The sequence below is a fragment of the Bradyrhizobium sp. USDA 4504 genome, from assembly GCF_054063995.1.
The window spans coordinates 960,629-987,529 of record NZ_JBSSGV010000001.1 but is presented as its reverse complement, the minus strand read 5'-3'; the positions used below and the strand labels follow the sequence as shown (position 1 = coordinate 987,529).

The following is a 26,901-nucleotide window of genomic DNA, read 5'->3' as shown; positions in this document are numbered from 1 at the left end:
GAGCCTCAAACGATGAACCGTCAAATCCTCAAGAGCCTGCTGGCCACGACCGTGCTGGCGATGTCGAGCTCCGCTTTCGCCGGACAGGCGCCGGGCGCTGCGTCCGCGCCCGACATTCCGGTCAGCCATCACGATCGCGTCTACGCCGCCGAGCAGTTCTCCAACACGGTGTCGGTCACCGACCCGGCCGACAACAAGCTGCTCGGCGTGATCCGGCTCGGCGACCCGCAGCCGGGCAATTTCAGCCCGCTCTACAAGGGCCAGGTGCTGGTCCACGGCATGGGCTATTCGCCCGACCACCGCACCCTCGCGGTGGTCTCGATCGGTTCGAACTCGGTGAGCTTCATCGACACGGCAACCAACGCGGTCAAGCACGTCACCTATATCGGGCGGTCACCGCACGAGGCGTTCTTCACGCCCGACGGCAAGGAAGTATGGGTCACCGTGCGCGGCGAGAATTACATCTCGGTCATCGACGCGCAGAGCTTCAAGGAAACGACGCGCATCGAGGTGCCCGCGGGACCCGGCATGCAGATCTTCTCGCCCGACGGCAAGTACGGCTACATCTGTTCGTCGTTCAATCCGGAGACCGACGTGGTCTCGGTCGCAGACCATCAGATCGTCGCCAAGGTGAAGCAGGAAAGCCCGTTCTGCCCGAACATCGCGGCGTCGCCCGATGGCGACCAGGTCTGGTTCACGCTGAAGGATGTCGGCAGGACGCAGGTGTTCAATGCCAAGCCGCCGTTCAACCTGATCAAGACCATCGACACCGGCCCGATCACCAACCACGTCAATTTCGCCAGGACCTCAAAGGGGACCACCTTCGCCTATGTGACCATCGGCGGCACCAACGAGGTCAAGGTGTTCCGAACCGACGATTTCTCGCAAGTCGCGACCATCCCCGTCGGCAATCTGCCGCACGGCGTCTGGCCGTCCGGCGACGGCACGCGGGTCTATGTCGGTCTCGAAAATGCCGACGCGCTGGCCGCGATCGACACCGCGACCAATAAGGTGATCGCCAATATCCCGATCGGCCAGGCGCCGCAGGCGATCGTCTATGTGCCGAACGCCGCGCCAAATCCGGAAGATCGCCAGAACCTGCAGGCCCTCGGCGTCGCCGGCCAGGCCGCTCACCTCGCGCTCGCACCGAAAAAGCAAGCCAAGGACGAGAAGCCGCCGACCAGCGTATCGCTGTTCGATCAAGGCCTGATCCAGGTGCTGCAGGCTTCCGTGACCGGGCTCGAGCCGAAGCAGCGCTACGTGCTGGGATTGGCCGAACACGCTGACGGTGGCGGCATGGTGGAGCCGCTGGCAGCCTTCATGACCAATCCGGCCGGCTCCGCGATCGTCAACGCGGCCGGTCCGATCCGGCAGATCGTGCAGAGCGCGGCCAGGGCGGAGCGACGCTACCTCGTCATCGCAGCCGGCGAGCCGGCGAAACTCGGCGCGGTCGTGCAGGTACAAGCGCCATGAGCGACATGCTGCACCTGGTCGAGCCGCTGATACCTGCCTTGCGGCGTTATGCGCGGGCCCTGGTCCGCGATCACGCCGCGGCCGACGACCTGGTGCAGGACTGCCTGGAACGCGCCGTCATCCACTGGGAGCAGCGGCGGTCGGACAATCCGCGCCCGTGGCTGTTCGCGATCCTGCATAATCTCGCCATCAACCAGTTTCGCCGCGCAACGGTGCGCGGCGTTCATGTCGCGATCGACGAAACCAACGAGGATGCATTCGGCCAGGAAGCGGCGCAGGAGCACAAGGTAATGTATCGCGATGTCATGGCGAAGCTCGCCAGGCTTCCGCATGACCAGCGTGCGGTGCTGCTGCTCGTCGGCGTTGAGGATTTGTCCTACGCCGATGCCGCGAAGGTGCTCGGTGTGCCTGTTGGAACGGTGATGTCCCGCCTCGCGCGCGCCCGCGAGCGGTTGCATCACGAACTGGAGGGAACTCCCGGCGACCTGGATCATAATATCGTGCAATTGCGGAACAAGACATGAGTAACCGACCCATTACAGAAGACGATCTGCACGCCTATATCGATCGCGCGCTCGAGCCGGAACGCGAGGCCGAGGTCCGTGCCTATCTGGACAAGCATCCGGACGTGGCCAAGCGCATCGCCGCCTACTCCGATGAGCGTAACCTCTTGCGATCGGCGCTGCTGCCGATCGCCGAGGAGCCGCTGCCGCCGCGGCTCAACCTCGCCAGGATGATCGAGAGCCCGCGCCGCCGCCCCTCGTCGTTGCGCTGGGCCGTCGCAGCGATGCTGATGCTCTCGATCGGCGGCCTCGGTGGATGGATGATCCGTGGCGCGACACAGACACCGGTCGGCGGAATTGTGGCGCTCGCCGAGGAGGCCAGCGATTCCTACAGAGTGTACGCCTCCGATCGCACGCGGCCGGTCGAGCTGCGCGACAGCACCGAGCTTGTGCAATGGGTCTCCAACCGGTTGCATCAACCGGTGAAGCTGCCGGATCTCACCAAGTCGGGATATCGCTTAATGGGCGGACGGGTAGTGCCGACCGCACATGGTCCTGCGGCCATGTTCATGTACGACGACGATCGCGGCGAGCGGCTTGTGGTTCTCACCCGCCCGATGACGTCAGACCAGAACGCGCCGATGGCGGCGCATTCGGGTGGCGATGTCGCGGGCTTCTCGTGGGCTGACGGCGGTACGGGCTACTCCCTGGTGGGGCCGCGCGGGGGCGATTCCCTGCGGCCGCTTGCCAACGAGATTCGCAAGCAGGCGCAGACGATCTGATCGGAACGGCGCGCTAAAGCATGATCCGGAAAAGTGCGAAGCGGTTTTCCGAAAAGATCATGCTCAAACAAAGAGCCAAGGCGCGATGACGATTCAACCCAATCTCATCGCGCTTTAGGGCCTGGTGTAGATCAGGAACAGCACGGTCCCGATCACCAGCGCGCCGGCGATGAACAGCAGCACCGCAGGCAGCCCGAACAGCGCCGCAACGCCGGCGGTGCTCGATTGCAGCAGCGCTGCGCCAAGGAAGAACGCGAGATTGACCGAGGACAGCGCCTTGCCGGTGTTCTGTGCGGCGACAAGCTGCCGCGTCATGCCGTAGATCAGCGGCTGCGCCGACGTCGCAAGCCCGATCAGGATCAACAGCACCAAGTCATATTGCGTCGGCATCACGGCAACCCCGAAGAGGTTCGAGACCGGGAAATGCGGCGCACCGGCCGCCATCAAGACGAGCAGCAGCGCGGCGATGGCGTGCGTCACCGCCACCATGGCACGGCGGTGCCCGAACTTGCGATCGAAAGCGCCGATGCAGGCTGGGCCGACGATCATCGCCAGCGTGAACAGGCCGAGCACATTGCCGGCCTCGATCCGGCTCAGCCCTTTCTCGTCCATCAGCCACGGGCCGCCCCACAAGCCGCGCAAGGTCAGCGACGCGCCGAGCGACACCAGCGACAGCGCGATCAGGCCGCGCAGGCCGCGCGACATGCCGAGCCGCAGTACCTCGGCCATCTGGTGCAGCGGCGAGGAATCATCCGCATGCGCCGCCGGCTGCCGCGGCACCAGCGCGAACACCGCGATCAGCACGACAATGCCGAAGCCGGCCGAAACCCAGAAACCGGCGCGCCAGCCGAACTGATCGACCATGAACGCCAGCGGGCTTGCCGACAGCAGCATGCCGATATTGCCGATTGAGAGGATCAGGCCGGACCACAGGCCGAACTTCGCCGCCGACATCTGTTTCGCCGCGAGCGTCATCGGGCACATCAGCATGCCCGAAGTGGCGACGCCGAGCATGAGCTGGCCGAGCACAAAGCTCGCAGGCCCCGTCGCCAGCGCCGAGACCAGCGTTCCGATCACGGTACCGGCGAGCAGGCTCAGCGACACCGGCCGCACGCCGAAACGATCCATCGCGGCGCCGACCGGGATTTGCGAGGCGGCAAAGGAGAAATGATAGATCGAGGTGAGGCTCGCGAGCGCCTGCGGCGAGGTGCCGAAATCCGACGCCATCAGATCGAGGCTGATCGCCGGGATGGTCCGCAGCAGCGTCGACAGCATGTGGCCGGAGGCCAATGCCAGAAGTGCAAGCACCAGGGCGCGGAACCCGATCCCCGCCTCTTCCTTCGTCACCACGCCGTCCACGAATCGCCTCTTCCCCGAGCGGTTTGGCGACGGGCGTAACATTATTGGGCGGAGGGTGCCAATCGGTTAGCCCTCTCCCCGTTCTTCACGGGGTCGAGACGAGCGAAGCTCGCTCTAAAGGGTTGGGTGAGGGGCTGCACCCGCGAACACGGTGACAATTGGATGTGCGGAGACTCCCCCTCACCCGGAACGCATCTAACGATGCGTTCCGACCTCTCCCCGCACGCGCAGGGGTGTCCGGGGAATGATTCACTGTGTCGCGGTGCATGCTCGGCAGGACCGAGGCAAATCGGTCTTTTCTGGTTGTCGAGACACAGAGGGCCGAGCATGCGATATCGCGGTAGCATTTTTGGAAGGCTGCTTGAACCGATCAATCGACGGCAGTTTCAGACGGTTGTGGATCGTCTGGACGGGGATGCCTACGACAAGTCGTTCAGGAGCTGGGATCATCTGGTGGCGCTGATCTATGCCCAGCTTAGCGGCAACAGCAGTCTGCGCGGGGTGGTGACTGGCTTCAACGCCAATTCGCAGCATCACTATCACTTGGGAACCGGCAAGCTGTCGCGCTCGACGTTGTCCGATGCCAATGCCCGCCGTCCGATCGGCATTTTCGCGCAAACCTTTGCGGCGCTGTCGGCGATGGCGCGTCGCCAGCTGCGGAGTGAAGGCATGGAGATGGTGCGTCTGATCGACGCCAGTCCGATCCCGCTCGGCAAGGTCTGCAGTTGGGCGACGTGGAACGGCCGCATCCGCGGCATGAAGCTGCATGTCGTCTACGACCCAAGGAGCGATGTCCCGACCTGCGTCGAGATGACGGCCGCGAACGTCAATGACATCGAGATCGGCCGACAGACCCCAATCCAGCCCGCCACCACCTATGTGTTTGACAAGGGCTATTGCCGTTTCGACTGGTGGCAGAAGATCAATGATAGCAAGGCTTTCTTCGTTACCCGGGCGAAGACGAGCATCCGTCTTCGCTCGCTCAGGCATCGCGCCATCCGCAAGCGTAACGGGGATGGCTTCGAAATCCTTGCCGATGACGAGGTGAAGCTCACCAGCAAGGGCGATTCGCGCCTTCCAATCCCGCTCCGCCGCATCAAGATCAGACGCGAGAAAGGCGGCAAGATCACACTCCTGACCAACGACCTTGCCCGTAGCGCCGTCGAGATCGCCGCCCTCTACAAGAGCCGATGGCAAATCGAGCTGCTGTTCCGCTGGATCAAGCAGCATCTCGATATTCGCAAGTTCCTCGGCGCCAACGACAACGCGATCCGCCTTCAGGTGCTCGCTGCGATGATTGCCTACCTGCTGCTGCGCATCGCCGCTCACACCAACTGCATCAAAATGCTCCCGCTCAGGTTCGCCGAACTCGTCGGCCAGCTCCTGCTCACGCGTCGATCCCTCGCTGCCATCGACAAACCTCCGCCCATCAACCCCAGCCGTCGGAAATCAACCATCTCACCTGACCAGATGGAGCTCCGCTATGCCTGAATTTCCCCGGACACCCCTGCCGCACGCGGGGCGAGGTGACTTCACTGCTTATGGAACACCAGCGTGCGCAGCTCGATGCTCTCGCGCGGCGCGGCATCCGCCGGCGTGGTGGGATCGACGAAGGCGGTATGCGGCCCGAACCGGGTGCGGCCGTCGGTCGCCGAGTCGTAGCATTTCAGCAGGATCGCCTCGTCCGGCGTCATCTCGGGAATGTAGAACCAGCGGTGGTTCGGATTGTACTTCACCGAGTAGGTCTCGCCGCTGCGGTTCGGATAGATCAGGTCCGAAGCAATCAAATCCTCCGGCGCGACCGTGGTGCCGTCGGCCATCGCCAGCGGTGAATCCCGCAGGGGACCGCGGATCGGGCGCCACAGATTGATCACCTGGACGCGGCCCTTGACCAGCTGCTCGGCCTCGTCGGGCAGGTGCTCGAACACGCGGTTGCGGCCGGAGACGGCGGTCTGGTCGACATGGACGCGGGTCGCCGGCTGGCGCGGACCACCGCCGCGGATGTCAGCCGCGCCCTCGACGCGCTTGCGCACGGTGTGATCGAAGATGACAACGCGATCCGCCTTCAGCGTCGCCTTCAGGAAGGCTTCGACGGCGGGATAGTAGACGTTGCGGACTTCGTTCTCGTCGTAATAGTCCTTGACGCTGGTCGGATGCTTGACCAGCGCAAAGCCCTCGCGATCGAGCGAGAAGCTGTCGGCGATCAAACGCCCGTCAAATATCGGAACATTGTGGGCTTCGGGCAGCGCGGTGGATTTGGGTTCGCCGGGCGGCGGATCGAAGGCGTAGGTCCGGGGCTTGCCCGGCGTCGGCGCGAGATAATTCAGTTCAGCGGTCACAAACGGCAGCGACTCGATGCGAGTTTGTTGAAGGCCCATGGTGATCTCCCGGACTCGATTGTTCGTGCTTTTGATCTTGGCGGCGCCGGGCGGGGTGGCAAGGTCGTGGCGAAAATAGCAACGTTGCGGTTTTGGAATGTGCCAAACGGGGAAAATCCTTGCCGCGCGGCAGCCGGCGGACGAATGGATGTTTTGAATCACGGGTTCGTTAGCGGTGCAATAGTGCGGAGCTGAATCGCTTCCGCGCAGACGGTCCACATCTCCCGCCTGCAGGGCCGCCGCAGGTGCGCCGGCAAAATATCGAAAACAACCCCATGCAAAGGACCTCGCGGCTGCCGGCCTTCGACAGGGCAGCTTGACACGTCGGGCAAATCAGGGATATTTTTCCAATATTCCGAAATCGTGCGAGCACCGCCGTCCTGGCGAAAGCCAGGACGACGCTGAATGTTTGGTGTCGCTCGCGAATTGCCTACAGTCCCGCGCCCTTCCCGACGGCCGCACCAAACGAGCGGTCGACGATGTCGGCGGCGTTGATCTTCTGCCGGATCAGGCCCCAGCGGTCGTAGAGGTCGATGGTCTTCTGCTCGTCGGCGACCACGCTGTCGTCGATCGGCGCGATGCGGATCTTGGCCCGCGTCAGCCAGTTCACCGCCACCGCGGGCGGGATGTTCATCAGCCTGCCCCAGGTCGCAGCGTAGCCCTCGACATTGTTCTGCGACCATGCGCGCGCCGCGGCGAGGCGACGCACGAAATCCTCGAGCTCGGCGCGCTTGCCCTTGATCGCATCGGGCGTTGCGACCTGGAAGCCGAGGCCGGGCGTGATGCCGTCAGCCGTGATGACGCGGCGCGACTTGAACAGCACCTCTTCCTGGCTCACATAAGGCTCCCAGGTCGACCAGGCGTCGACCGAACCTTGCGTGTGGGCGACCTTGGCATCCGACGGCGCGAGGAACACGATCTGCACGTCGTTCGCCTGCCAACCCCTGGATTCCAGCGCCGCCAGGATCAGCTGATGGCCGATCGAGCCGCGGCCGGTTGCGATCTTCTTGCCGCGCAGATCGTCGAAGCTCTTGATCGCGGAGTTCTCCGGCACCACGACCGCGAGCCCGTCGCGCGACTGCCGCACCGCGGCGATCGCCTTGACCGGAATTTTGGCGGCCGCCGCGAAGGTGAACGGCGCGTCGCCGACCAGCCCGGTATCGATCGCGCCTGCGCCCAGGGCCTCCAGCAGCGGCGCGGCTGCGGCGAACTCCTTCCACTCGATCTTGTAGGGAACGTCCTTGAGCACACCGGCCGCTTCCATCACGGCCTGCGAATTGCCCTTCTGGTCGCCGACGCGCAGCGTGGTCTGCGCGAAGGCCGCGTCGACGGCGACGAGCGCAAGCACTGCCGCAACAATGAGACGGATCATTCGGCGGCAATCCCCCGCTGCTGGTCGCGCGCTTCGATCAGCTTGCGGGTCAGCGGGATCAGCGCCCGGCCATAATCGATCGCATCGACCAGCGGGTCGAAGCCGCGGATCAGGAAGTGGCTGACGCCGAGATCGTAATAATCGCCGAATACCTCGGCGACCTGCTCGGGTGTGCCGACCAGCGCGGTGGTATTGCTGTTGGCGCCCGTCAGTTTGGCGATCTCGGTCCACAGCCGCTTGTCGATGCGCGTACCCTGATCGGCGAGCGCCAGCAGCCGCTTGGCGCCGTCGCTCGCGTGGTTGGGACGGCGATAGCCGGTCTGGTCCTGCAGCGCGGTGGCGCGCTCGAGGATATGTTCCGCCTTCTTCCACGCCTTCTCCTCGGTGTCGGCGAGGATCGGCCGCACCGACAGACTGAAGCGCGGCGTCGGCCTTCCGTGCCTGGCCGCGGCGGCGCGCACCCGCGCGGTGACATCGCGCACCTGCGCGTAGGACTCGCCCCACAGCGCGAAAGTATCGGCGTGCTTGCCCGCGACCTCGACCGCGGCGTCCGAGCCGCCGCCGACGAAGGTGTAGATGCCGCCCTTCTGCAACGGCTTCACCTGCGAGAAGCCGTTCTCGACGTTGTAATACTTGCCGCTGTAGTTGAACGGCTTCTCGCTGGTCCATTCCAGCCGCACCACGTCGAGGAATTCGCTGGTGCGGGCGTAGCGCTCATCCTTGTCGTCGAGCGTGTTGCCGTCCTGGCGCAGCTCGATGGCGTTGCCGCCGGTGATGACGTGCAGCGAGACGCGGCCGCCGTAGAACTGATCCAGCGTCGCGAGCTGGCGCGCCAGCAGCGTCGGCGCGGTGAAGCCCGGGCGCTGCGCGATCATCACCTTGAGCTGCTTGGTGATGGTCAGGACATGCTGCGCGACCTGCAACGCATCCGGCGTGGTGGAATGGAACGCCAGCAGCGCGCGATCGAATCCGGCGAGCTCATGCGCCTTGGCCACCGTCTCGATATAGGGTGGATCGAGCACCGGGCCTGAGCGGACGATGGTCTCGGAGGCATTGTTGTTGGTGATGAAGCCGATGAACTCGACCGGCATAACGGGAACTCCGTTGTTGTTGGCTGTTGTTTTCAGACGCCCAGCGCGGAGCGTCCGGCGGAGACACGGGTGGCATCGTCTTGCGGGGTATGGACGCGGCCGCACAGCACGTCACGGTAATGCCGCTCCAGCGGATTGGTGCGCGACAGGCCGTGATTGCTGGTCAGCGACAAGGCATCCTCCACCACTGCCGCGGCGTTATTGGTCACCGTCAGCTTGATGATGTTAGACTCGATCGCGGACAGCGGGAAGCCGTTATCGAAATCGGCGGCGAAGCTGTCGATCAGGCGGGCATTGACCGCAAGCCGCGCCTCGATCGCGCCGACGACCTCCTGCATCCGCGGCAAGGTCGCGAGCGCCGCGCCGAGATTGGCGGGCACCCGCTGCTTCAGGAATGTGACCAGCCAATCGCGGGCCGCGCGGGCGATGCCGTCATAGATCGCGGCGACGAAGATCGCATGCACGGTCGCCTGGGTAACGTCAGGAACCTTCCAGTCGTCGGGCGTGCGCACGTCGATCTCGTAATCCAGCGGAAACACGACGTCGTCGAAGATCACGGTGTGGCTGCCGCTGGCGCGCAGGCCGAGATGGTCCCAGGTCTCCTCGATCCGCGTTCCCGGCAGACCGGCGGGAACCAGAAACAAGCCGACACGGGTCTCCTGCTCGTCGGTCTTCGCCCAGACCGAATACCATTTCAGGATCGGCGCGCCGGTCGAATAGATCTTCTTGCCGGTCAGCCGCCAGCCGGTCTCGGTGCGGCGCGCCGTCGTCGCCGGCAGGCCACCGCGCGCGGGCGAGCCGAGCTCGGGCTCGACGCGCAATGCGTTGATCAGCGCCACGCCTTCGACCGTTTCCTTGGCGAGCTTGCGCGACAGCCGGCCCGGCCAACGCGTGCTGCGCGCCATCACCAGATGCTGGATGTAATGCATCGACAGCACCAGCGCGGTCGACGGATCGGCCTTGCCGATGATGCCGAGCACGCGCGTGGCGTCGCGGGCGCCTGCTCCGCCGCCGCCGAGCGCGGCCGGCACGGTCAGCGCCAGCAGGCCTTCGCGCGAAAGATCCGCGAAATTCTCGAACGGAAAGCTGGCGTCGCGGTCGTGCGCCGGTGCACGCGCTGCAAACACGTCGGCGAGCCGCATCGCGCGCGCGATGTGCTCCGGCTCGTCCGCCGGATGCAGCTCCCTCGCCGCAGACGTCACCATGTCGCCTCCAGTCCGAGCAGGCCGAGAATCTGCTTGCGCAGCTCAGCCAGATAGGGATCGCCGCGATGCCGCGGGTACGGCCTGGCGACTGCGATGTCCGCCTTGATGCGCGCCGGCCGATCGGACAGCACGATGACGCGGTTGGCGAGCACCAGCGCCTCCTCGACGTCGTGGGTGACCAATAGCGTGGTAAAGCCCTTGCGCTGCCACAGCGCGACGAGTTCTGACTGCATGGCGATCCGCGTCAGCGAATCGAGCTTGCCGAGCGGCTCATCGAGCACCAGGATCTTCGGATCGTTGACCAGTGCGCGCGCCAGCGCCACGCGCTGCGCCATGCCGCCGGACAGCTGGTGCGGATAAGCGTTGCGGAACGAGGACAGGCCGACCAGCTCGATGACGTCATCGACGCGGTGGCGCTGCGCCTTCAGGATGCCCTGCGCTTCGAGGCCAAGCGCAACATTGTCCCACACCGTGCGCCACGGAAACAGTGTCGGATCCTGGAACACGACAACGCGCGACGGATGCGGGCCGGCGATACGCACTTCATCCTCGCGCAGCGAGCCGGACCGCGGCCTTTCCAGCCCCGCGACCAGCCGCAGCAAGGTCGACTTGCCGCAGCCGGACGGGCCGAGCAGCGCCACGAACTCGCCCGGCGCGATCGCGAGATTGACATTGTCGAGCACTGGCAGCGTGGCGCCATCGATATCGAAGGCGTGGCTGACACCTTCGATATCGAGCTCGGCGCCGACCGCCGGGTAGGTGATCGCTTCTGCGGCGGACTGCACTACCATTTCACGACGCCCTTCTGCCAGACCAGCAGGCGGTCGCGGGTGCGGAACAAGAGCGTGATCGCGCCGGAGCAGAGCAGCGACATCACGATCAGCGCCGCATACATGTTGGCGTAGGCCGCCCAGCCCTGCGCCCATTGCAGGTACCAGCCGAGCCCGGCCTTGACGCCGATCATCTCGGCGACGACGAGCACCGCGAAGGACGAGCCGAGCCCCATGAACAGGCCGACGAACACATGCGGCAGCGCGGCGGGGATCGCGACCTTCAGCACCAGGAATGACGGTTTTGCGCCGAGCGTGCGCGCGACGTCGTAATAGGCGCTGCTGACGCTCGCGACGCCCGACCAGGTCAGGACCGTCACCGGAAAGCCGGTGGCAAGCGCGATCAGGAAGGTCGAGGCGCTCCAGCTCGACGGAAAGGTGAAGAAAGCGATCGGCAGCCAGGCCGTAGCCGGCAGCGGACCGATGAAGCGCAGCACCGGATGCACCCAGTAACCGATCTTCTGCGACCAGCCGATCGAGACACCGGTGATAAAGCCGACGGTTGCGCCGATGATGTAGCCGCCGAGCTGCAGCTTGATCGAGGCGAACACGCTATCGAGCAGTTTCGGCAGATCGTCGGTATAGACCTCGAGGATCGACTGCGGCGGCGGGAAGAACGGCAGCGGCAGCCAAGCGAACTTTGCGGTGGCCACCTCCCACAACGTCACGAAGGCGCCGAACGCGACCAGCCACGGCGCGCGTTTGCGCAACGCCTGACCGGCGCCGCCGAGATAATCCGCGCTGAATGTGCCGAACAGGATGAAGGCGGCGATGACGATCGCGCCGATGCCGAGCGATCCGGTCCGCGACCAGTCGCCGACATCAGGCCAATAGAGGCATGAGAGGCCGAATGCGAGCCAGACGAGGCTCGCCGCAAGGCCGACACCGTAACTGCCGGAGAGGTTCGAGAACGTGACCGCCGCGCGCGGCGCGGCCGCGGCCGTCGCGTCAGACACTGAATACGTCGACATAGATCCGCTCCGCGAATTTGGCCGTGTCGGTGCTCTGCTTGAACACCTGCACCGTCTTGAGGTCGTCGGCGTAGCCCTTCAGCTCGCGCTTGAGCACCTCGCCGGTCGGATGATGGTGATGGGTGTGGTAGCGCGCCATCGCCTCGAGATCGGCGAGGCTCGCCGCCTTCGGCGCATAGGGCTGGAACGACTTCGCCGCCTTGTCCGGGTTCTGCGAGGTGAACATCGCGGCGTCGAGCAGCGCCTGGGTGATGGCGCGCGCGACTTGAGGCTCCTCGCGCACCAGGCTGCCGCGCAGGCCGACGATGCAGCAGCTCTTGTCGCGATATTCGCCGTCGAGGTTGGAGGCGACCTCCTTGTACTGCGCATCCTTCAGCCAGAGATAGGCCAGCGGGTCCGACGACAGGAAGGCCTGCACCTCGCCCTTCTCGACCGCGACGTTCAGGAGATTGCCGGGATAGGCGCGCCAGTCGACGTCCCTGATCGGGTCGATGCCGAGCTTGGCCAGCTGGATTGAGAAGAAATTCTTGTCGGGACCTGCGAGATCGCCGACCGCGACGATCTTGCCCTTGAGATCGGCGAGCTTGTCGACCCCGGAATTGGTGCGGGTCAGGACGCGCATGCAGCCGCCATGGGTGCCGGCGGCGATCTTGACGTCAAAGCCCTGCTCCAGCGGCTTCAGCCAGCGCAGCGCCATGCCGAGACCGGCGTCGCTCTTGCCGGTGGCGATCGCCTCCAGCAGCTGGTCGGTCGAGCCCGAATAGTTGACCAGCTCGACGTCGAGATTCTGCTTCTGGAAGAAGCCGTGGTCGATCGCGACCGGCAGCGGCGCAAGGCAGACCGCGCCGGCGTTCCAGGACAGCTTCAGCTTGCGCGGCGCGCCGGCCAAAGCCGGTGCATCGGATACGGTCTTGCAGACCGGGAATTCGGAGAAGTCGATCGCCGGCGTGATCGCCCGTGGCGCGAAGGCCTGCGCACTATACGCCCCGATCGGCGCGGCAAAGGCCGCGGCGGCGCCCGCACGCAGCAATGTGCGGCGATCCATCACCGTCTTCTTGTTATCCGTCGACATCTTCACTCCTGCATTTCGGCAAGGCTCCGCCCCGCGCGCAAAACGTCTCCGTTTGAACGCCCCGTCGTTCGAAGCACATGGTTCAGAAAAAAGCGGATTTCTCCGGCGCGATTGCACTCAAAGCAACATGCAAATGATGCGGCGCGACATGATCATCGTCAATGAAATGGAATTTCGAATGTTGTCGGCGCCACAGCTGAACTCTCCACGATCGCATCGCGCGGCGATGAAAGGATTTTCACGATCGTCCCAGACGGAGATGCGGCGCGATCACCCGTGACTGCATCAAATCTAGGCGTTTTGCGGCCGCATGCGCGATGTCTTCTACGCGCGGCCTGCTTGACGAGATCATCCTTGCCACGCAGCCGGCGAATTCAGATTTCCGTTTCGTTGACGGCGAACGGCTTGCTCATAGACTTGATCGAACGCTGCCGCGCGTTCCGCGGCGCAGCGAATGAATCAGGAAGAAAATTCATATGCGCAAACTGACCCGCTCGGGCCCTGCCTATTCTCTCACCCGCCGCACGGCGGCAGCGCTGATCACGGCCGTGATCACCCTGTCGACATCGGCTGCGGCGCTCGCGGCCGACGCGATCGTGCTGCGCGTCGGCGACCAGAAGGGCGGCAACCGCTCGCTGCTGGAGATTTCCGGCCTCGCCAAGGATCTGCCCTACAAGATCGAGTGGTCGGAATTCCCCGCCGCAGCCCCGATCCTGGAAGCGATCAACGCCGGCGCGCTCGACGTCGGCTACACCGGCGATCTGTCCTTCCTCACGGTCTATGCGTCGGGCGCGCCGATCAAGGCGATCGGCGGCACGCGCTCCGATGCGCGGACGCAGGCGATCCTGGTGCGCGGGGATTCGCCGATCAAGACCGCGGCCGATCTGAAGGGCAAGCGCCTCGCCGGCACGCGCGGCGGCTGGGGCCAATTCCTGATCAACGCGACGCTGGAAAAAGCCGGCAGCAGGATCGAGGACGCGACCTTCGCCCCGCTCGGCCCGGTCGACGCCAAGATCGCGCTGCTCGCCGGCTCGATCGACGCCTGGGCGGTGTGGGAGCCGTATATCTCCTACGCCACGCTGAAGGACAAGGCGCGCGTCGTCGCCGACGGCGAAGGGCTGACGCCGACCATCACCTTCATCGTCGCCTCCGACAACGCGATCGCAACCAAGCGCGCGGCGGTGCAGGACCTGGTGCAGCGGCTCAACAAGGCGCGGCTGTGGTCGCTCGACCATCTCGCCGAGTACGCCAGGAACACGGCCGAGCTCACAAAACTGCCGGAGGACGTGCTGCTCGCCGCCTACACCGCTCAGAAGACGAGCCCGATCGCGATCGACGAGGCCGTGGTGAAGGAGGTGCAGGCCGCCTCCGATCGCGCCACGCGCTACGGTATCCTCGGCAAGACGCTGGATGTCGGCAAGGCCGTCGACCGCAGCTTCACGGCCGGCGCGAGTTTGAACTAGCGGCGCGCGTGAACCGGGCACGCTCTTTCCTCACCTCCCCTTGCAAAGGGGAGGTCGGATTGCACAGCAATCCGGGTGGGGATCCTGCTCCGCAGACGCCGGCGTCCGTGGAGGGCAACCCCCACCCCGCCCTCCCCCTTTCAGGGGGAGGGAGCCTAAGCGGCAGTGCTCACCTCACGGAGCATCAAGCCGCGCACCACCATGGAGATCTCCGATGTCCGGTCCGCTCCATCTCGCACTGATTGTCACAGCACACCTGCTCTGCATGACCTTGTTGGTCGCGCTGTCGGTTTGATAGCGTCCTCTCCGGGCCAGCCCCAGGGAGAACAACAATGAACCTATCAATGAAGGACCGCGTCGCGGTGGTTACCGGCGGCAGCAAGGGCATCGGGATCGCGGTGGCGCGGCGGTTTGCCGAATCCGGCGCCAGGGTCGCGATCCTCGCCCGCGGCGCGGCCGATCTCGCTGCGGCGCGCGAAGCGCTCGCCAGGGACGGCCTTGTGGTACGCGATTATGTCTGCGACGTCGCGAAGGCTTCCGATATCACCAAGGCTCACGACCAGATCGTTGCCGATCTCGGCAAGGTCGACGTGCTCGTCAACAACGCCGGCACGGCGCGCACGCTGGCGTTCGAGAGCATCAGCGACGAGGCCTGGCAGGAGGACCTCGACCTGAAGCTGTTCGCCGCGATCCGCTTCAGCCGGCTGGTGTGGCCGGGCATGAAGCAGCGCAAATGGGGCCGCATCATCAATGTGCTCAACACCTTTGCGAAAGCGCCGGCCGGCAATTCCGCGCCGACCTCGGTGTCGCGCGCGGCCGGCATGGCGCTGACCAAGGTGATGGCCAATGAAGGCGGCGAGCACAACATCCTGGTGAACGCGCTGCTGGTCGGCCTGATCATGAGCGATCAATGGGTCAAGCGGCATGCTGCCCAGGCGCCGAACACGGATTTCGGGGAATTCGCCAAGGGCCTTGCCAAGGGCACCCCGCTCGGCCGCATCGGCACGGCGGAGGAGTTCGCCAACCTCGCCTGCTTCCTGGCCTCGGAGCAAGGCTCCTACATCACCGGCACCGCCATCAATGTCGATGGCGGCCGGTCGCCGGTAGTCTAGAGCCCCGGTCCCGGTTCAACCCGGTCCGGAGCTCCAGATTCTGCTTTGGCGCGTTTTCTTCACGCGAACCGGTGTCCACTCGCTGGAAAACGCGGGCTGGCAACCAACGGCAGGAAGCGACGGCTCAAAAGCAAAAGGCCTCCGTCACCGGAGGCCTTTCATCTCAAACCGCGTCCTTGGCGGCCTTGACCGGCCGTGCGCGGACGATCTTCCGGGCCGGCTTGGCCTTGAACATCATCTCTTCGCCGGTGAAGGGGTTGGTGCCCTTGCGCGCCTTGGTCGCAGGCTTCTTGACCACAACGAACTTCGCGAAGCCGGGGACGAGGAACACCCCGGCCTTCTTCAGCTCCTTGTGGCCGACATCGACAAGCGAGTCCAAAACGTTCTTGACGTCGCGCTTGGAGAGTTCGGTGGTGGTCGCGATCTTCTCGATCACTTGCGACTTCGACAGTTGGGTAGCCATGGTTGCTCCATTGATTCTGGAGTGGGCACGATATGGCGGAAAACGCCGAGAAAAACAGTGTTTTCTGCACTCCCCACCACAATATCGCTGTGGACAGCCGCCGAATCAGGGTTTTTTCCAGTGTTTTTTCAAGTCAAGGCGCTTCCGACCCCTAAAATTACAGGGTTTGCGCGGCTTCGGCGCTCCCGAAACGTCCCTTCGAGAGAATCACCAGACGCAACTCGCGCGGCCCAAACTGCGACAATGCGGCGCCCGATCCGGGTTGCGAAGCGTCGCAATGCGCCACTTCAGGTTTCGGAAACGATCCTCCAAAAGGCCGAGGCATTAGAAAATGACTCGGGTTCCCATTCCATCGTAACATCGCAAAGGGGCGCCACGACCGATCCGGCTGGTCGCCCGATGCAAGCCTTTATGTAAGTACCGGAGACCCGCGTATGGATTTGAGCCGCCTCGAGATCAACCGCCGCACGGCCCTTCTGACCTCGGCCGCGATTGCGGCCAATGTCATCAATCCGATGCGGGCCTTCGCGCAGGAGGCCCCGCGCAAGGGCGGCGTGTTCAACGTCCATTACGGCGCCGAGCAGCGCCAGCTCAACCCGAGCATCCAGGCCTCGACCGGCGTCTACATCATCGGCGGCAAGATCCAGGAGAATCTGGTCGACCTCGACGCCAACGGCCAGCCGGTCGGCGTGCTCGCCGAGAGCTGGGAGGCGACGCCGGACGGCAAGACCGTCACCTTCAAGCTGCGCAAGGGCATCACCTGGCACGACGGCAAGCCGTTCACCTCGGAGGACGTCGCCTTCACCGCGATGAACATGTGGAAGAAGATCCTCAACTACGGATCGACGCTGCAGCTGTTCCTCACATCGGTCGATACGCCCGATCCGCAGACCGCGATCTTCCGCTACGAGCGGCCGATGCCGCTCAACCTGTTGCTCCGGGCCCTGCCCGACCTCGGCTACGTCTCCGCCAAGCATCTCTACGAGAGCGGCGACATCAGGCAGAACCCGACCAATCTGGCGCCGGTCGGCACCGGCCCATTCAAATTCGTCAAATACGAGCGCGGGCAATACATCATCGCCGACCGCAACCCGGACTATTGGCGGCCGAACGCGCCCTATCTCGACCGCATCGTCTGGAAGGTGATCACCGACCGCGCCGCCGCGGCCGCCCAGATGGAGGCCGGCGAGCTGCACTACAGCCCGTTCTCGGGCCTGACGATCTCGGACATGGCGCGGCTCAGCAAGGACAAGCGCTTCATCGTCCAGACCAAGGGCAATGAGGGCAACGCCCGCACCAACACCATCGAGTTCAACTTCCGCCGCAAGGAACTGGCGGACATCCGGGTCCGCCGCGCCATCGCGCACGCGATCAACGTGCCGTTCTTCATCGACAATTTCCTGGGCGATTTCGCCAAGCTCGGCACCGGCCCGATCCCGTCGACCTCGACCGACTTCTATCCCGGGCCGAACACGCCGCAATACCCCTATGACAAGGCCAAGGCGATCGCGCTGCTCGACGAGGCCGGCTTCAAAGCCTCCAGCGGCAACCGCTTCTCGCTGAGACTCCTGCCGGCACCGTGGGGCGAGGACATCTCGCTGTGGTCGACCTTCATCCAGCAGTCGCTGGGAGAAGTCGGCATCCAGGTCGACATCGTACGCAACGACGGCGGCGGCTTCCTCAAGCAGGTCTATGACGAGCACGCCTTCGATCTCGCGACCGGCTGGCACCAGTATCGCAACGACCCCGCGGTCTCGACCACGGTATGGTACCGCTCCGGCCAGCCCAAGGGCGCGCCGTGGACCAACCAATGGGGCTGGGAGGACAAGACCGTCGACAAGACCATCGACGATGCCGCCACCGAAGTCGATCCGGCCAAGCGCAAGGCGCTCTATGCCGATTTCGTCAAGGAGGTGAACACCGAGCTGCCGGTCTGGATGCCGATCGAGCAGATCTTCGTTACCGTGATCACGGCCAAGGCGCGCAACCACTCCAACACGCCGCGCTGGGGCTCGACGAGCTGGCACGATCTTTGGCTGAGCGCATGAGGCCACATCTGCGCTAGGCGTGGCGCCCTCTTCTCCCTCGCCCCGCTCTTGCGGGAAGAGGGTCGGGGTGAGGGGCTCGCTCCACGATATTGCTCCATCGATAGACCCGTACCCCCTCACCCGGATCGCATCTGGCGATGCGATCCGACCTCTCCCCGCAAGCGGGGCGAGGTAAGAAGGGGCCGGTGCCCACCCCGAACCGGTGTCCACATCGTTCGAAAACGCTATAGATAAAATATGCGTATCCTGAGCCTTGCGGGGCGGCGGCTCGCCGCCTCGATCCCGACCCTGTTCCTGATCCTGATCGGCGTGTTCCTGCTGCTGCAGCTCGCGCCGGGCGACACCGTCGATGCGCTGATGGCGCAGATGGGCGGCGGCGACGCCGCGACCGCCGAGGCGCTGCGCAAATTCTACGGGCTGAACCTCTCGGTTCCGGCGCAGCTCGGGAACTATCTGTGGCACCTGGTCCGGCTCGACCTCGGCTTCTCCTCGATCTACGGCAAGCCGGTGGCGACCGTGATCCTGGAACGGCTGCCGCCGACCATCCTATTGATGACGGCGTCGCTGTCACTCGCGTTCTTCTTTGGCCTCGTGTTCGGCGTGATCGCCGCGCGCGGCGTCAACCGCTGGCCGGACACGATGATCTCCACCCTCGGCCTGATCTTCTACGCCACGCCGTCGTTCTGGTTCGGGCTGATGGCGATCGTGGTGTTCTCGGTCTATCTGCAGTGGCTGCCGCCGGGCGGCTTCGAGGATATCGGCAACGTCCAGACCGGAATCTGGCGCATGCTGGATATCGCGGCGCATCTGGTGCTGCCGACGCTGACGCTCGGGCTGATCTTCCTCGCGATCTATTTGCGCATCATGCGCGCCTCGATGCTTGAGGTCCTGAACCTCGATTTCGTCCGCACCGCCCGCGCCAAGGGGCTGGACGAGACCCATGTCATCACCCGCCATGTGCTGCGCAACGCGCTGCTGCCGATGGTGACGCTGATCGGATTGCAGGCCGGCACCATGCTCGGCGGCTCGGTCGTGGTGGAGAGCGTGTTCTCGCTGCCCGGCCTCGGCCGTCTCGCTTATGAGTCGGTGGTGCAGCGCGACCTCAACACCCTGCTCGGCATCGTCTTCGTGTCCGCGCTGCTCGTCATATCCGTGAACTTCGTCGTCGACCTGCTCTACGCGCGGCTCGATCCGCGCATCGCGGCGGAGGGTTGACGATGGATGCCGTGAAGCGCTACTTCCGCAGCCCGGCCGCGGTGATCGGCCTGATCCTGCTGCTGCTTGTCATCACGATGGCAATCAGCGCGGGTCTCCTCTATCCGCGTGATCCGCTCGCTTTGGCGGGCCGGCCGCTGATCTGGCCGTTCTCCAACCCGCGCTTCCTGCTCGGCACCGACAATTCCGGCCGCGACATCGCCGCCCAGATCTTCTACGGCGCGCGGATCTCGCTGCTGATCGGCGGCGTCGCCACCCTGATCGCGATCCTGATCGGCATCCTGGTCGGCGCCTTCGCCGGCTATTACGGCGGCTGGGTCGACAATGTGCTGATGCGGATCACGGAAGCGTTCCAGACGATGCCGAACTTCGTGCTGCTGCTGGTGCTGGTCGCGGTGTTCGGCTCGACCCTGACCACGGTGACCATTGCGGTTGGCGTGGTGTCGTGGCCGGCGCCGGCGCGGCTGACCCGCGCCGAGTTCCTGTCGCTGCGCAACCGCGAATTCGTGCAGGCCGGCAAGACGCTCGGCATGAAGGACGTCCAGCTCATCCTCGGCGAAATCCTGCCCAATGCGCTGCCGCCCGTCATCGTCTATGCCAGCGTGGTGATGGCGGTCGCGATCCTGCTGGAAAGCGCGCTCGCCTTCCTGCGTCTGTCCGATCCCAACGTCGCCTCCTGGGGCAATCTGATCGGGCTCGGCCGCGACGTGCTCCGGGTGCAATGGTACGTCTCGGCAATCCCTGGCATTGCGATCCTCGTCACCGTGCTCGCGGTGTCGCTGGTCGGCCAGGGCCTCAACGATGCGCTCAATCCGAGGCTGAAGAGCCGATGAGCGACACGGTCCTTTCGCTCGACGCCCTGACGGTGCGCCTGCCCAAGGGCGCCGACCGGCCGCATGCGCTGTCCGACGTTTCGCTTTCAATTGCGTCGAACGAGATCCTCTGCGTGGTCGGCGAGTCCGGCTCCGGCAAATCGATGATGGCGAACGCCATCATGCGGCTGCTGCCGAACGAGGTGACGATCGAACGGGGCCGGATGATGTTCGACGGCCGCGACCTCTGCGCCGCCGACAGCGCCGAGATGCGCGATGTGCGCGGCGCCGGCATCGCGATGATCTTCCAGGAGCCGATGACCGCGCTCAATCCGCTGCGCACGATCGGCGACCAGATCGGCGAGATGTTTGCGATCCACACCGCTCTCTCGAAGGCCGAGATCAATGCTCGTGTGCTGGCGCTGCTCGAAGACGTCCGCATCCCCGACCCCAAGGCTGCCGCAAAAGCCTATCCGCACGAGCTCTCTGGCGGCCAGCGCCAGCGCGCGATGATCGCGATGGCACTGGCGCTCGACCCGAAGCTTCTGATCGCGGACGAGCCGACCACCGCGCTCGACGTGACGACACAAGCACAGATCCTGAAGCTGATCCGCGATTTGCAGCAGCGCAAGAAGACCGCGGTGCTGTTCATCACCCATGATTTCGGCGTGGTCGCCGAGATCGCCGACCGCGTCGTGGTGATGCAGCATGGCGCGATCGTCGAGCACGGCACGGCCGACAAGGTGCTGAACGATCCGCAGCATGCCTACACGAAGCAGCTGATCGCAACCGTTCCGCCGCTGAAGGCGCCGCCGCCGCGCATCCTTTCCGGCAAGGACATCCTGACCATCGACGGCGTCTCCAAGACCTACCGCACCGGCGGCTTCCTCGGCCGCGGCGCGCGGATCACGGAGGCCGTCAAGAACGTGTCGCTGCACCTGCCGCGCGGCGCGACGCTCGGCATCGTCGGCGAATCCGGTTCGGGCAAATCGACGCTCGCGCGCTGCATCGTGCGGCTGATCGATCCGGACATCGGGTCGATCGTGCTCGACGGCAAGGACTGGGCAAAGCTCGGCCGCGACGATATCAGGCGCGAGACCCGCCACATCCAGATGGTGTTCCAGGATCCCTTCGCCTCGCTCAATCCGCGCCGCAAGGCGGCCGAGCTGGTGGCGCAGGGACCGATCGTGCACGGCACCGACCGCGCCACCGCGATCGCGGAAGCGCGAAAGCTGTTCGAGCTGGTCGGCCTCGATCCGTCCGCGGGTGACCGCTACCCGCACGAATTCTCCGGCGGCCAGCGCCAGCGCATCGGGCTCGCCCGCGCGCTGGCGCTGAAGCCGGATGTGCTGGTTGCCGACGAGCCGGTCTCGGCGCTCGACGTCTCGGTGCAGGCGCAGGTCTTGAAGCTGCTCGCCGGGCTGCGCCAGCAGCTTGGCCTCTCCATCATCTTCATCACCCACGATCTGCGCGTCGCCGCCCAGATCTGCGATCTCGTCGCCGTCATGAAGGACGGCGCCGTGGTCGAGCAAGGGCTGACCGCCGAGGTGTTCGGCAGGCCGCAGCATCCCTATACGCAGGCGCTGCTGTCGGCGATCCCCGGCGGCGCGTTTGCGCGCGAGCACGGCACCGCAACCGTGTAGCCGGGCACGCGCGGCCCTACTCCGCCGCTTGTGGCTTGGGCTCCTCGCGCAGCCGGAAGCGCTTCAGCAATCCGGATACCGTGTCGCGGAAGCCGCCATATTCCAGCTCTGAATAGGGCAGCATCGCAGCGCCGGACCAGCCCTGGCTGCGCATCTCGATCGCCTTGCGCTGCGCGCGCTGGCGAACCTCGTCCCACGCCAGGTTGTCAAAGAAGTCGGTATAGGACTCCGAGAACTTCCCGTCCCGGTCGATCGAGAAGCCGACGCAGGACACGATCGGCAGGCAATACATCCCCGTCACCGGGGTGTTGAGCGGCACCGGCATGAGCGGCATCACATGCGAGCCGCGCGCATCGCCGCCCACGAAGTGCGCCTTGGTGAACGGCGAGATGATTTCTTCGGGCGCCGCGAAAATGCCCTGGTTCCTGACGACCGCGACCGGATCATCCTTGCCGGTGTACTTGCCTGCGATGGAGTGAAGGCGCTGCGCCGAAACGGCGACAGCGACCTCGCCATAGGTTTTCGAGACGATGCGATCAATGCCGAAGCGCTCGTTGTCGCGAAGCAGCGCCGCAATGTGGTAGCCGTCCGCGGGCGCATCGAGTTCGATCACGCTGTCGCCGGCCGTGTTGTCCATATCGATGATATGGAAACGGAAGCCCTTGATCATCGGGGGCAGCATCAGCCCGGCGCAATACATGGGATCGGCAAAAGCCAGATAGAGCGGCAGGTTGTAGGCACCGGGGCCGCACTTGTCTGCGGCGAACACCATGAAGGACTCCGCGGGTCTCGCGCCCGAGAGGCTGTGGTCGAAGCTGAGCTCGGCGACAGCCGGGCCCGCGCCGCGAACGTTTCCGGACGGGGCGTCGACGAGAAGATCCTGGCCGGCGCCGTAGAGCCCGGAGGTCTTCGCGACCGCAGTGGCCGCGAGAAACGTCTTCCAGGCGAATTGGTGGACTTCGGAGCTCCCTTCGCCCCGCGTGTGCGTCATGATGATCGCAATATCGTCGCCGGTATGGCGCACGAAACCGTCGATCAGGAGACCGTTTTCGATCGCTTTCGCGACCTCCCCTTCGACAGCCGCCATCATGCGCGCAGATGGTTTCGTGTGGCCCCCGACGGAGCCAATGTCAGCCTTGATGACCGAAATGGTGAGTTTCATGAGCATCCCTCCGACCGCAGCGCAGCGCCTTCGCCTCGGCGCTCGCTGCGCCGGGGGCGACGGCGCGCTCATTTGCAAAAAAGAACGTCGTGTGGTGCGACAGGTTCCCTGCGCATATTGCTTGCGGAACTATGGCCCCTCCGTCACCGCGTGTCGATACGGGCTATCGACGCATCTGGAATAGCTCGCCCTGCCCGATGGGGTTACCACCCGCCCTATGAAGCGCGGTTGAGAAAGATCGGCAGGCCCCGCTTGTTGGAATAGAGAGGACGGTAGCGCTCGGTGTTGTACGCGCTTGCGACGTCCAATTTGCGTGGCCCGAGCTTGGCGTCGGGGATCGGCACGAGGTCGTATCGGCCCTCGACCAGCGCCGACATGAGGCCGGTTTTGCCTTCCAGGATCGCATCGTAAGCCATGTTGCCGAACGTCAGCGCCACAAGCTTGTCGATGAAGTCCGGATCGCCTGACCGCAGGTCGTAGGTGAGGTCAGAGACGATGGTCTCCTCGCCGGTGCGCCGCTTGATCTCGTCGGCGAATGCTTCGGCCACGCTCGCCTTCCTGCGGTGACCGTAGGCGTCAGGCTCGCCGAATTCCTGCACCTTGTAGCCCTCCCACTCGGCGCCCTCGCTGAGCACGATCAGCGCGTAGTTGCTTGGGTTGCCGTGCTTGTCATCGAGGAGAAGCTGGATCAGCTTGTCGAGATTGACCTTGTACTCCGGTATGGCGCATCGGATCGAGGTTGCGTATGCGGTATAGAGTGCCGTAAAGCCGGCATCGCGACCAAAGACGCGGAAGATGCCGATTCGCTCGTGCGAGCCGACGGTGGTGCGCTGGCGCTGGATGGCATCGCTGGCACGGGTGATCGCGGTCGAGAAGCCGATGCAGTATTCGGTGTTGCGAACGTCGTTGTCCATCGTCTTCGGGATCGCAATGATCTTGACGCCTCGCCTGTTGAGCTTGTCCGCGTAGCTGAGCGTATCGTCGCCGCCGATGGCGATCAGATGCTCGATACCGAGCCCCGCGAGGTTCGCGAGCACCTCGTTGGTGAGGTCCCACGTCGTGGTTGCGATGCCACCCTTGGTGCTCTGGGAAGCCGGAAAGTCGCGGCCCGCGAGATGATCGGGCAACTTCTTCATTTTGGAGGGATTGGTGCGGCTCGAGTGCAGCACGGTGCCGCCGCGCCGGTCGATGACGCGCGTATTTTCGCGGTTCAGCGGGATGATGTAATGGGACTTGCTCGACGGGTCGTCGAGGTTCAGGTGCGTGAGGGCCTCCCAGCCCCGGCGGAGACCGACAACCTCGATGTCGTCCTCACTGCCGCGATAAGTCACGCTCTTGATCACCGCGTTAAGGCCGGGGACGTCACCGCCTCCCGTGAGAATACCAATGCGCTTCCTCGCCATGCCCACCTCCCAGGGTTGCTATCTGGCAATAACGCCTGCGTCGCGTCGGGGTTTCCACAACGCTATCCGCCAACGGCGGAATCCTCGTGATCGCGGCGCCCACCCGAACCTGCTTGGGCCCCAATCTTCCAGCGACGTCCTCTGACCAGTCCCCAACTCGGGCGGCTTGCCCCTCCATGCCTCTCGCGTGCATGGCGCGACGTTGCTCCGCGCCTACCGCGAACGGCGCGAGGCGAGGAAATACTCAGCCCAGCGCAGCAGCTCGAAGCGATCGCCCTTGACCAGCTCCTGCGCGTCGCGGCCGCGGTAGAGCACCAGCATCCAGGGCGCCAGCTTGCGGAGCAAGCCATGCGCCATGTACTGCACCGGCTCGGTGAACGGCAGCGCCAGCTCGCTTTCCGGCACGCCCTGGACCGCGCGCGCCAATTCGCGGCCGAGCGGGATGGTCAGCGCGACCGCGCGGCCGTTGCAGCCGGTCCAGCCATAGGCGTTCGGGCCGAGCCGGTGCATGCGCGGCAGGAAATCCGCGGTCATCCCGACATAGCCGTTCCAGACATAGTCGAACGAGACGTCGCCGATCTGCGGCCACAAACGCTGCAACCGCTCGGTCACCCGCGCCTTCAGCCGCCCGGTCTTGTCGCCCGGACCGAGCACGGCGCCGCCGGTGACGAGGCGGTTGCGGGCATCGTAGCGCGCGAAATAGAGTTCGCCATGGGTGTCCGACATCGCCTGCCGGGCGGGGATGATGGTCTTGCGGACATTGTCCGACAGCGGCTGCGTCGCCATCTGCCACGACAGCACCGGCATCACCTCGGTCGCGATCTCCGGCACCAGCGATTTCGCGAACTCGCCGCTATAGGCATTGGTCGCGACCACCAGCGCGCGGCCGGAGATTTCACCCTTTTCCGTCTTCACCACCCAGCGATCGCCGCGGCGCTCGAAACTGAGTGCCGGCGAGCGGGCATAGATCCGCGCACCGAGGCCGAGCACGGTGCGCGCAAGGCCCCGCGCCAGCGCCAGCGGATTGACGTGGCCGCCGGTCCTGTTCCAGAAGCCGCCGTACCAGGCATTCGAGCCGAGCATGTCCCGGGTCTGATCGCGCGACAGCAATTCGACCGGCGCGCCGAATTTCGACCATTGCTGCACCCGCCGTTCTGCGATCTTGATACGGCCCGGCGAGTGCACCGGCTGCACCCAGCCGGCCTGCTCCTGCTCGGCCTCGATGTTGTAGCGCCTGACGACGTCGAACAGATCAGCGGCACTGTCACGCAGCATCGCGACGAAGCGCTCGCCGGCCGCGCCGTGCCTCGCGATGATGTCATCCGGATCGGGGCGCGACAGCGTCGGGATCACCTGGCCGTTGTTGCGCCCCGAGGCGCCCCAACCCGGTTCGGCGGCCTCGACGATCGCGACGTCGACATTGGCCTCGCGCAGATGCAGTGCGGTCGATAGACCCGTGAAGCCGCCGCCGATGATGACGACGTCGGCCTGCTGCGCGCCAGTCAGTTCGGGACAATCGGGGCCGGAGGGCGTCACTGCTGCCCAGAGCGAATTGGGCCAGCGCACGGCATTGCTGTTCATCATGATCCTTCCTTGCGGCCGCCCGGTCATTCTGGTTACTTTACTCTACTCTCCTATTCCAGCCGGGAAGACAACAAGTGGCACTCAAGAACGTCATCGGAATCGATCACGCCGTGGTCATGGTGAAGGACCTCGACAAGGCGGCCGAGAACTACAAGCGGCTCGGCTTCACCGTGTCGCCGCGCGGCACCCATAGCGCGCATATGGGATCGGGCAATTACACCATCATGTTCGACCCCGATTATATGGAATTGCTCGGCGTGCTGACCCCGACCGAACACAACGCTCCGGCGCGCGCCTTCCTCGAGAAGCGCGGCGAAGGCATCGAACGCATCGCGTTCACCGCGGTGGATTCCGCTGCTGGCGCCGAGGAGATTCGCGCGCGCGGCTATGCGCCGATCGGGCCGACCGATTTCGAACGCCCGGTGACCTTGCCGAACGGCACGATCTCCGCGGCGAAATTCCGCACCTTCCAGTGGCCGACCGCGGAGGCGCCCGGCGGCGTCCGCATCTTCGCCTGCCAGCACAAGACCCGCGAGACGGTGTGGATTCCCGAATTGATGACGCACGCCAATGGGGCAAAACGCCTCAAGCAGGTGCTGATCGTCTCGCCCGATCCCGCAGCCGATGCCGCGCATCTCTCCAGGATGATCGACGTCGCCGTCAGGAACGACGCCGACGGTGCGGTTGCGGTGCCGTCCGGCGGCAACCGCGCCGACTTCGTGTTCCTGACCAGGGATCAGCTCGGCAAACGTTATCCCGGCGTATCGCTGGATGGCCTGCCCGACCGCGGCGGCGCCGGCCTCGTGATCGCGGCCGACCTTGCCGCGACCGAGAAAGCGCTGGGCTCAGCCGGCGTGAAGAGCGGCAATAGCATCACCGTGCCGCCGGCTTCCGGCAACGGCACCCTGCTCGCTTTCGTCAAGGCATAGCTGCCATACCATGCGCGGCGCAGCGTTATGC

23 protein-coding genes are annotated in these 26,901 nt (G+C 65.0%); 11 read left to right on the top strand and 12 right to left on the bottom strand.

Going from position 1 to position 26,901, the window contains the following annotated elements; translation table 11 throughout:
- The first annotated feature begins 12 nt into the window (after positions 1-12).
- Genes ACVMB1_RS04260 through ACVMB1_RS04250 form a run of 3 tightly spaced genes read left to right on the top strand, consistent with a single transcriptional unit; the run spans position 13 to position 2,758 of the window.
- On the top strand, positions 13-1,473 hold the full coding sequence (locus ACVMB1_RS04260; RefSeq protein ID WP_076824319.1) for a YncE family protein: 1,461 nt from the start codon (positions 13-15) through the stop codon (positions 1,471-1,473).
- Positions 1,470-1,997, top strand: coding sequence for an RNA polymerase sigma factor (locus ACVMB1_RS04255; RefSeq protein WP_076824317.1), 528 nt, complete (start codon positions 1,470-1,472; stop codon positions 1,995-1,997). The genes ACVMB1_RS04260 and ACVMB1_RS04255 overlap by 4 nt, the downstream gene beginning before the upstream one ends.
- Positions 1,994-2,758, top strand: coding sequence for an anti-sigma factor family protein (locus ACVMB1_RS04250; protein ID WP_076824315.1), 765 nt, complete (start codon positions 1,994-1,996; stop codon positions 2,756-2,758). The genes ACVMB1_RS04255 and ACVMB1_RS04250 overlap by 4 nt, the downstream gene beginning before the upstream one ends.
- Before the next feature lie 114 nt (positions 2,759-2,872).
- On the opposite strand, the gene ACVMB1_RS04245 is transcribed toward ACVMB1_RS04250, so the two are convergent.
- Entirely contained in the window at positions 2,873-4,108 is a 1,236-nt protein-coding gene (locus tag ACVMB1_RS04245; RefSeq protein WP_456815231.1) for an MFS transporter, read from the bottom strand.
- Between the two features lie 336 nt (positions 4,109-4,444).
- Here ACVMB1_RS04245 and ACVMB1_RS04240 point away from each other — a divergent pair, with 336 nt between their 5' ends.
- Complete coding sequence (locus tag ACVMB1_RS04240; protein WP_057015126.1) at positions 4,445-5,608, top strand: IS4 family transposase; 1,164 nt, start codon at positions 4,445-4,447, stop codon at positions 5,606-5,608.
- Positions 5,609-5,649: 41 nt separating this feature from the next.
- Here the strand turns inward: ACVMB1_RS04240 and ACVMB1_RS04235 are convergent, their stop codons facing one another.
- The 7 genes from ACVMB1_RS04235 to ACVMB1_RS04205 all read right to left on the bottom strand — a co-directional run bounded on the left by ACVMB1_RS04235 (position 5,650) and on the right by ACVMB1_RS04205 (position 13,036).
- The gene (locus ACVMB1_RS04235) at positions 5,650-6,495 is read right to left on the bottom strand and encodes a CmcJ/NvfI family oxidoreductase (protein ID WP_076824469.1); all 846 of its coding nucleotides are present in this window, start codon (positions 6,493-6,495) and stop codon (positions 5,650-5,652) included.
- A 430-nt stretch (positions 6,496-6,925) separates the two neighbouring features.
- A complete protein-coding gene (locus ACVMB1_RS04230) occupies positions 6,926-7,867 on the bottom strand; it encodes an ABC transporter substrate-binding protein (protein ID WP_456848298.1) in 942 nt (313 codons plus the stop codon).
- A complete protein-coding gene (locus ACVMB1_RS04225) occupies positions 7,864-8,958 on the bottom strand; it encodes an LLM class flavin-dependent oxidoreductase (protein WP_076824465.1) in 1,095 nt (364 codons plus the stop codon). The genes ACVMB1_RS04230 and ACVMB1_RS04225 overlap by 4 nt, the downstream gene beginning before the upstream one ends.
- 32 nt (positions 8,959-8,990) lie before the next feature.
- Positions 8,991-10,163, bottom strand: coding sequence for an acyl-CoA dehydrogenase family protein (locus ACVMB1_RS04220; protein WP_076824463.1), 1,173 nt, complete (start codon positions 10,161-10,163; stop codon positions 8,991-8,993).
- Positions 10,157-10,954, bottom strand: a complete 798-nt coding sequence (locus ACVMB1_RS04215; RefSeq protein ID WP_076824461.1) for an ABC transporter ATP-binding protein — start codon at positions 10,952-10,954, stop codon at positions 10,157-10,159. The genes ACVMB1_RS04220 and ACVMB1_RS04215 overlap by 7 nt, the downstream gene beginning before the upstream one ends.
- Entirely contained in the window at positions 10,948-11,964 is a 1,017-nt protein-coding gene (locus tag ACVMB1_RS04210) for an ABC transporter permease (RefSeq protein WP_141340949.1), read from the bottom strand. Before ACVMB1_RS04210 ends, ACVMB1_RS04215 begins: the two co-directional genes overlap by 7 nt.
- A complete protein-coding gene (locus ACVMB1_RS04205; protein ID WP_076824491.1) occupies positions 11,942-13,036 on the bottom strand; it encodes an ABC transporter substrate-binding protein in 1,095 nt (364 codons plus the stop codon). The genes ACVMB1_RS04210 and ACVMB1_RS04205 overlap by 23 nt, the downstream gene beginning before the upstream one ends.
- 476 nt (positions 13,037-13,512) lie before the next feature.
- Here ACVMB1_RS04205 and ACVMB1_RS04200 point away from each other — a divergent pair, with 476 nt between their 5' ends.
- Positions 13,513-14,499: an ABC transporter substrate-binding protein gene (locus tag ACVMB1_RS04200; RefSeq protein ID WP_141340948.1), complete on the top strand. Its 987-nt coding sequence runs from the start codon at positions 13,513-13,515 to the stop codon at positions 14,497-14,499.
- Positions 14,500-14,831: 332 nt separating this feature from the next.
- A complete protein-coding gene (locus tag ACVMB1_RS04195; protein WP_076824458.1) occupies positions 14,832-15,611 on the top strand; it encodes an SDR family oxidoreductase in 780 nt (259 codons plus the stop codon).
- A 163-nt stretch (positions 15,612-15,774) separates the two neighbouring features.
- Here the strand turns inward: ACVMB1_RS04195 and ACVMB1_RS04190 are convergent, their stop codons facing one another.
- Positions 15,775-16,074 carry an HU family DNA-binding protein gene (locus ACVMB1_RS04190; RefSeq protein ID WP_021077434.1) on the bottom strand — a complete coding sequence of 100 codons (300 nt, stop codon included), beginning with the start codon at positions 16,072-16,074 and terminating at the stop codon, positions 15,775-15,777.
- 434 nt (positions 16,075-16,508) lie between these two features.
- On the opposite strand from ACVMB1_RS04190, the gene ACVMB1_RS04185 reads away from it, so the two are divergent.
- The 4 genes from ACVMB1_RS04185 to ACVMB1_RS04170 all read left to right on the top strand — a co-directional run bounded on the left by ACVMB1_RS04185 (position 16,509) and on the right by ACVMB1_RS04170 (position 21,792).
- A complete protein-coding gene (locus ACVMB1_RS04185) occupies positions 16,509-18,122 on the top strand; it encodes an ABC transporter substrate-binding protein (protein ID WP_076824457.1) in 1,614 nt (537 codons plus the stop codon).
- A gap of 237 nt (positions 18,123-18,359) precedes the next feature.
- On the top strand, positions 18,360-19,337 hold the full coding sequence (locus ACVMB1_RS04180) for an ABC transporter permease (protein WP_076824456.1): 978 nt from the start codon (positions 18,360-18,362) through the stop codon (positions 19,335-19,337).
- A 2-nt stretch (positions 19,338-19,339) separates the two neighbouring features.
- Positions 19,340-20,170: an ABC transporter permease gene (locus ACVMB1_RS04175; protein ID WP_076824453.1), complete on the top strand. Its 831-nt coding sequence runs from the start codon at positions 19,340-19,342 to the stop codon at positions 20,168-20,170.
- Positions 20,167-21,792, top strand: a complete 1,626-nt coding sequence (locus tag ACVMB1_RS04170; protein WP_141340946.1) for an ABC transporter ATP-binding protein — start codon at positions 20,167-20,169, stop codon at positions 21,790-21,792. Before ACVMB1_RS04175 ends, ACVMB1_RS04170 begins: the two co-directional genes overlap by 4 nt.
- A 16-nt stretch (positions 21,793-21,808) precedes the next feature.
- Here the strand turns inward: ACVMB1_RS04170 and ACVMB1_RS04165 are convergent, their stop codons facing one another.
- From ACVMB1_RS04165 to ACVMB1_RS04155, 3 genes are all read right to left on the bottom strand, one after another.
- Positions 21,809-23,026 (bottom strand): fructose-1,6-bisphosphatase, encoded by a 1,218-nt coding sequence (locus ACVMB1_RS04165; protein WP_283805954.1) that lies wholly within the window; start codon positions 23,024-23,026, stop codon positions 21,809-21,811.
- A 143-nt stretch (positions 23,027-23,169) separates the two neighbouring features.
- On the bottom strand, positions 23,170-24,357 hold the full coding sequence (locus tag ACVMB1_RS04160; protein WP_057015264.1) for a 6-phosphofructokinase: 1,188 nt from the start codon (positions 24,355-24,357) through the stop codon (positions 23,170-23,172).
- A gap of 213 nt (positions 24,358-24,570) precedes the next feature.
- Positions 24,571-25,938 carry an NAD(P)/FAD-dependent oxidoreductase gene (locus ACVMB1_RS04155; protein WP_076824487.1) on the bottom strand — a complete coding sequence of 456 codons (1,368 nt, stop codon included), beginning with the start codon at positions 25,936-25,938 and terminating at the stop codon, positions 24,571-24,573.
- Positions 25,939-26,015: 77 nt separating this feature from the next.
- Between ACVMB1_RS04155 and ACVMB1_RS04150 the strand changes: the two genes are divergently transcribed.
- Positions 26,016-26,870, top strand: coding sequence for a VOC family protein (locus ACVMB1_RS04150; RefSeq protein ID WP_057015263.1), 855 nt, complete (start codon positions 26,016-26,018; stop codon positions 26,868-26,870).
- Positions 26,871-26,901: the final 31 nt, after the last annotated feature.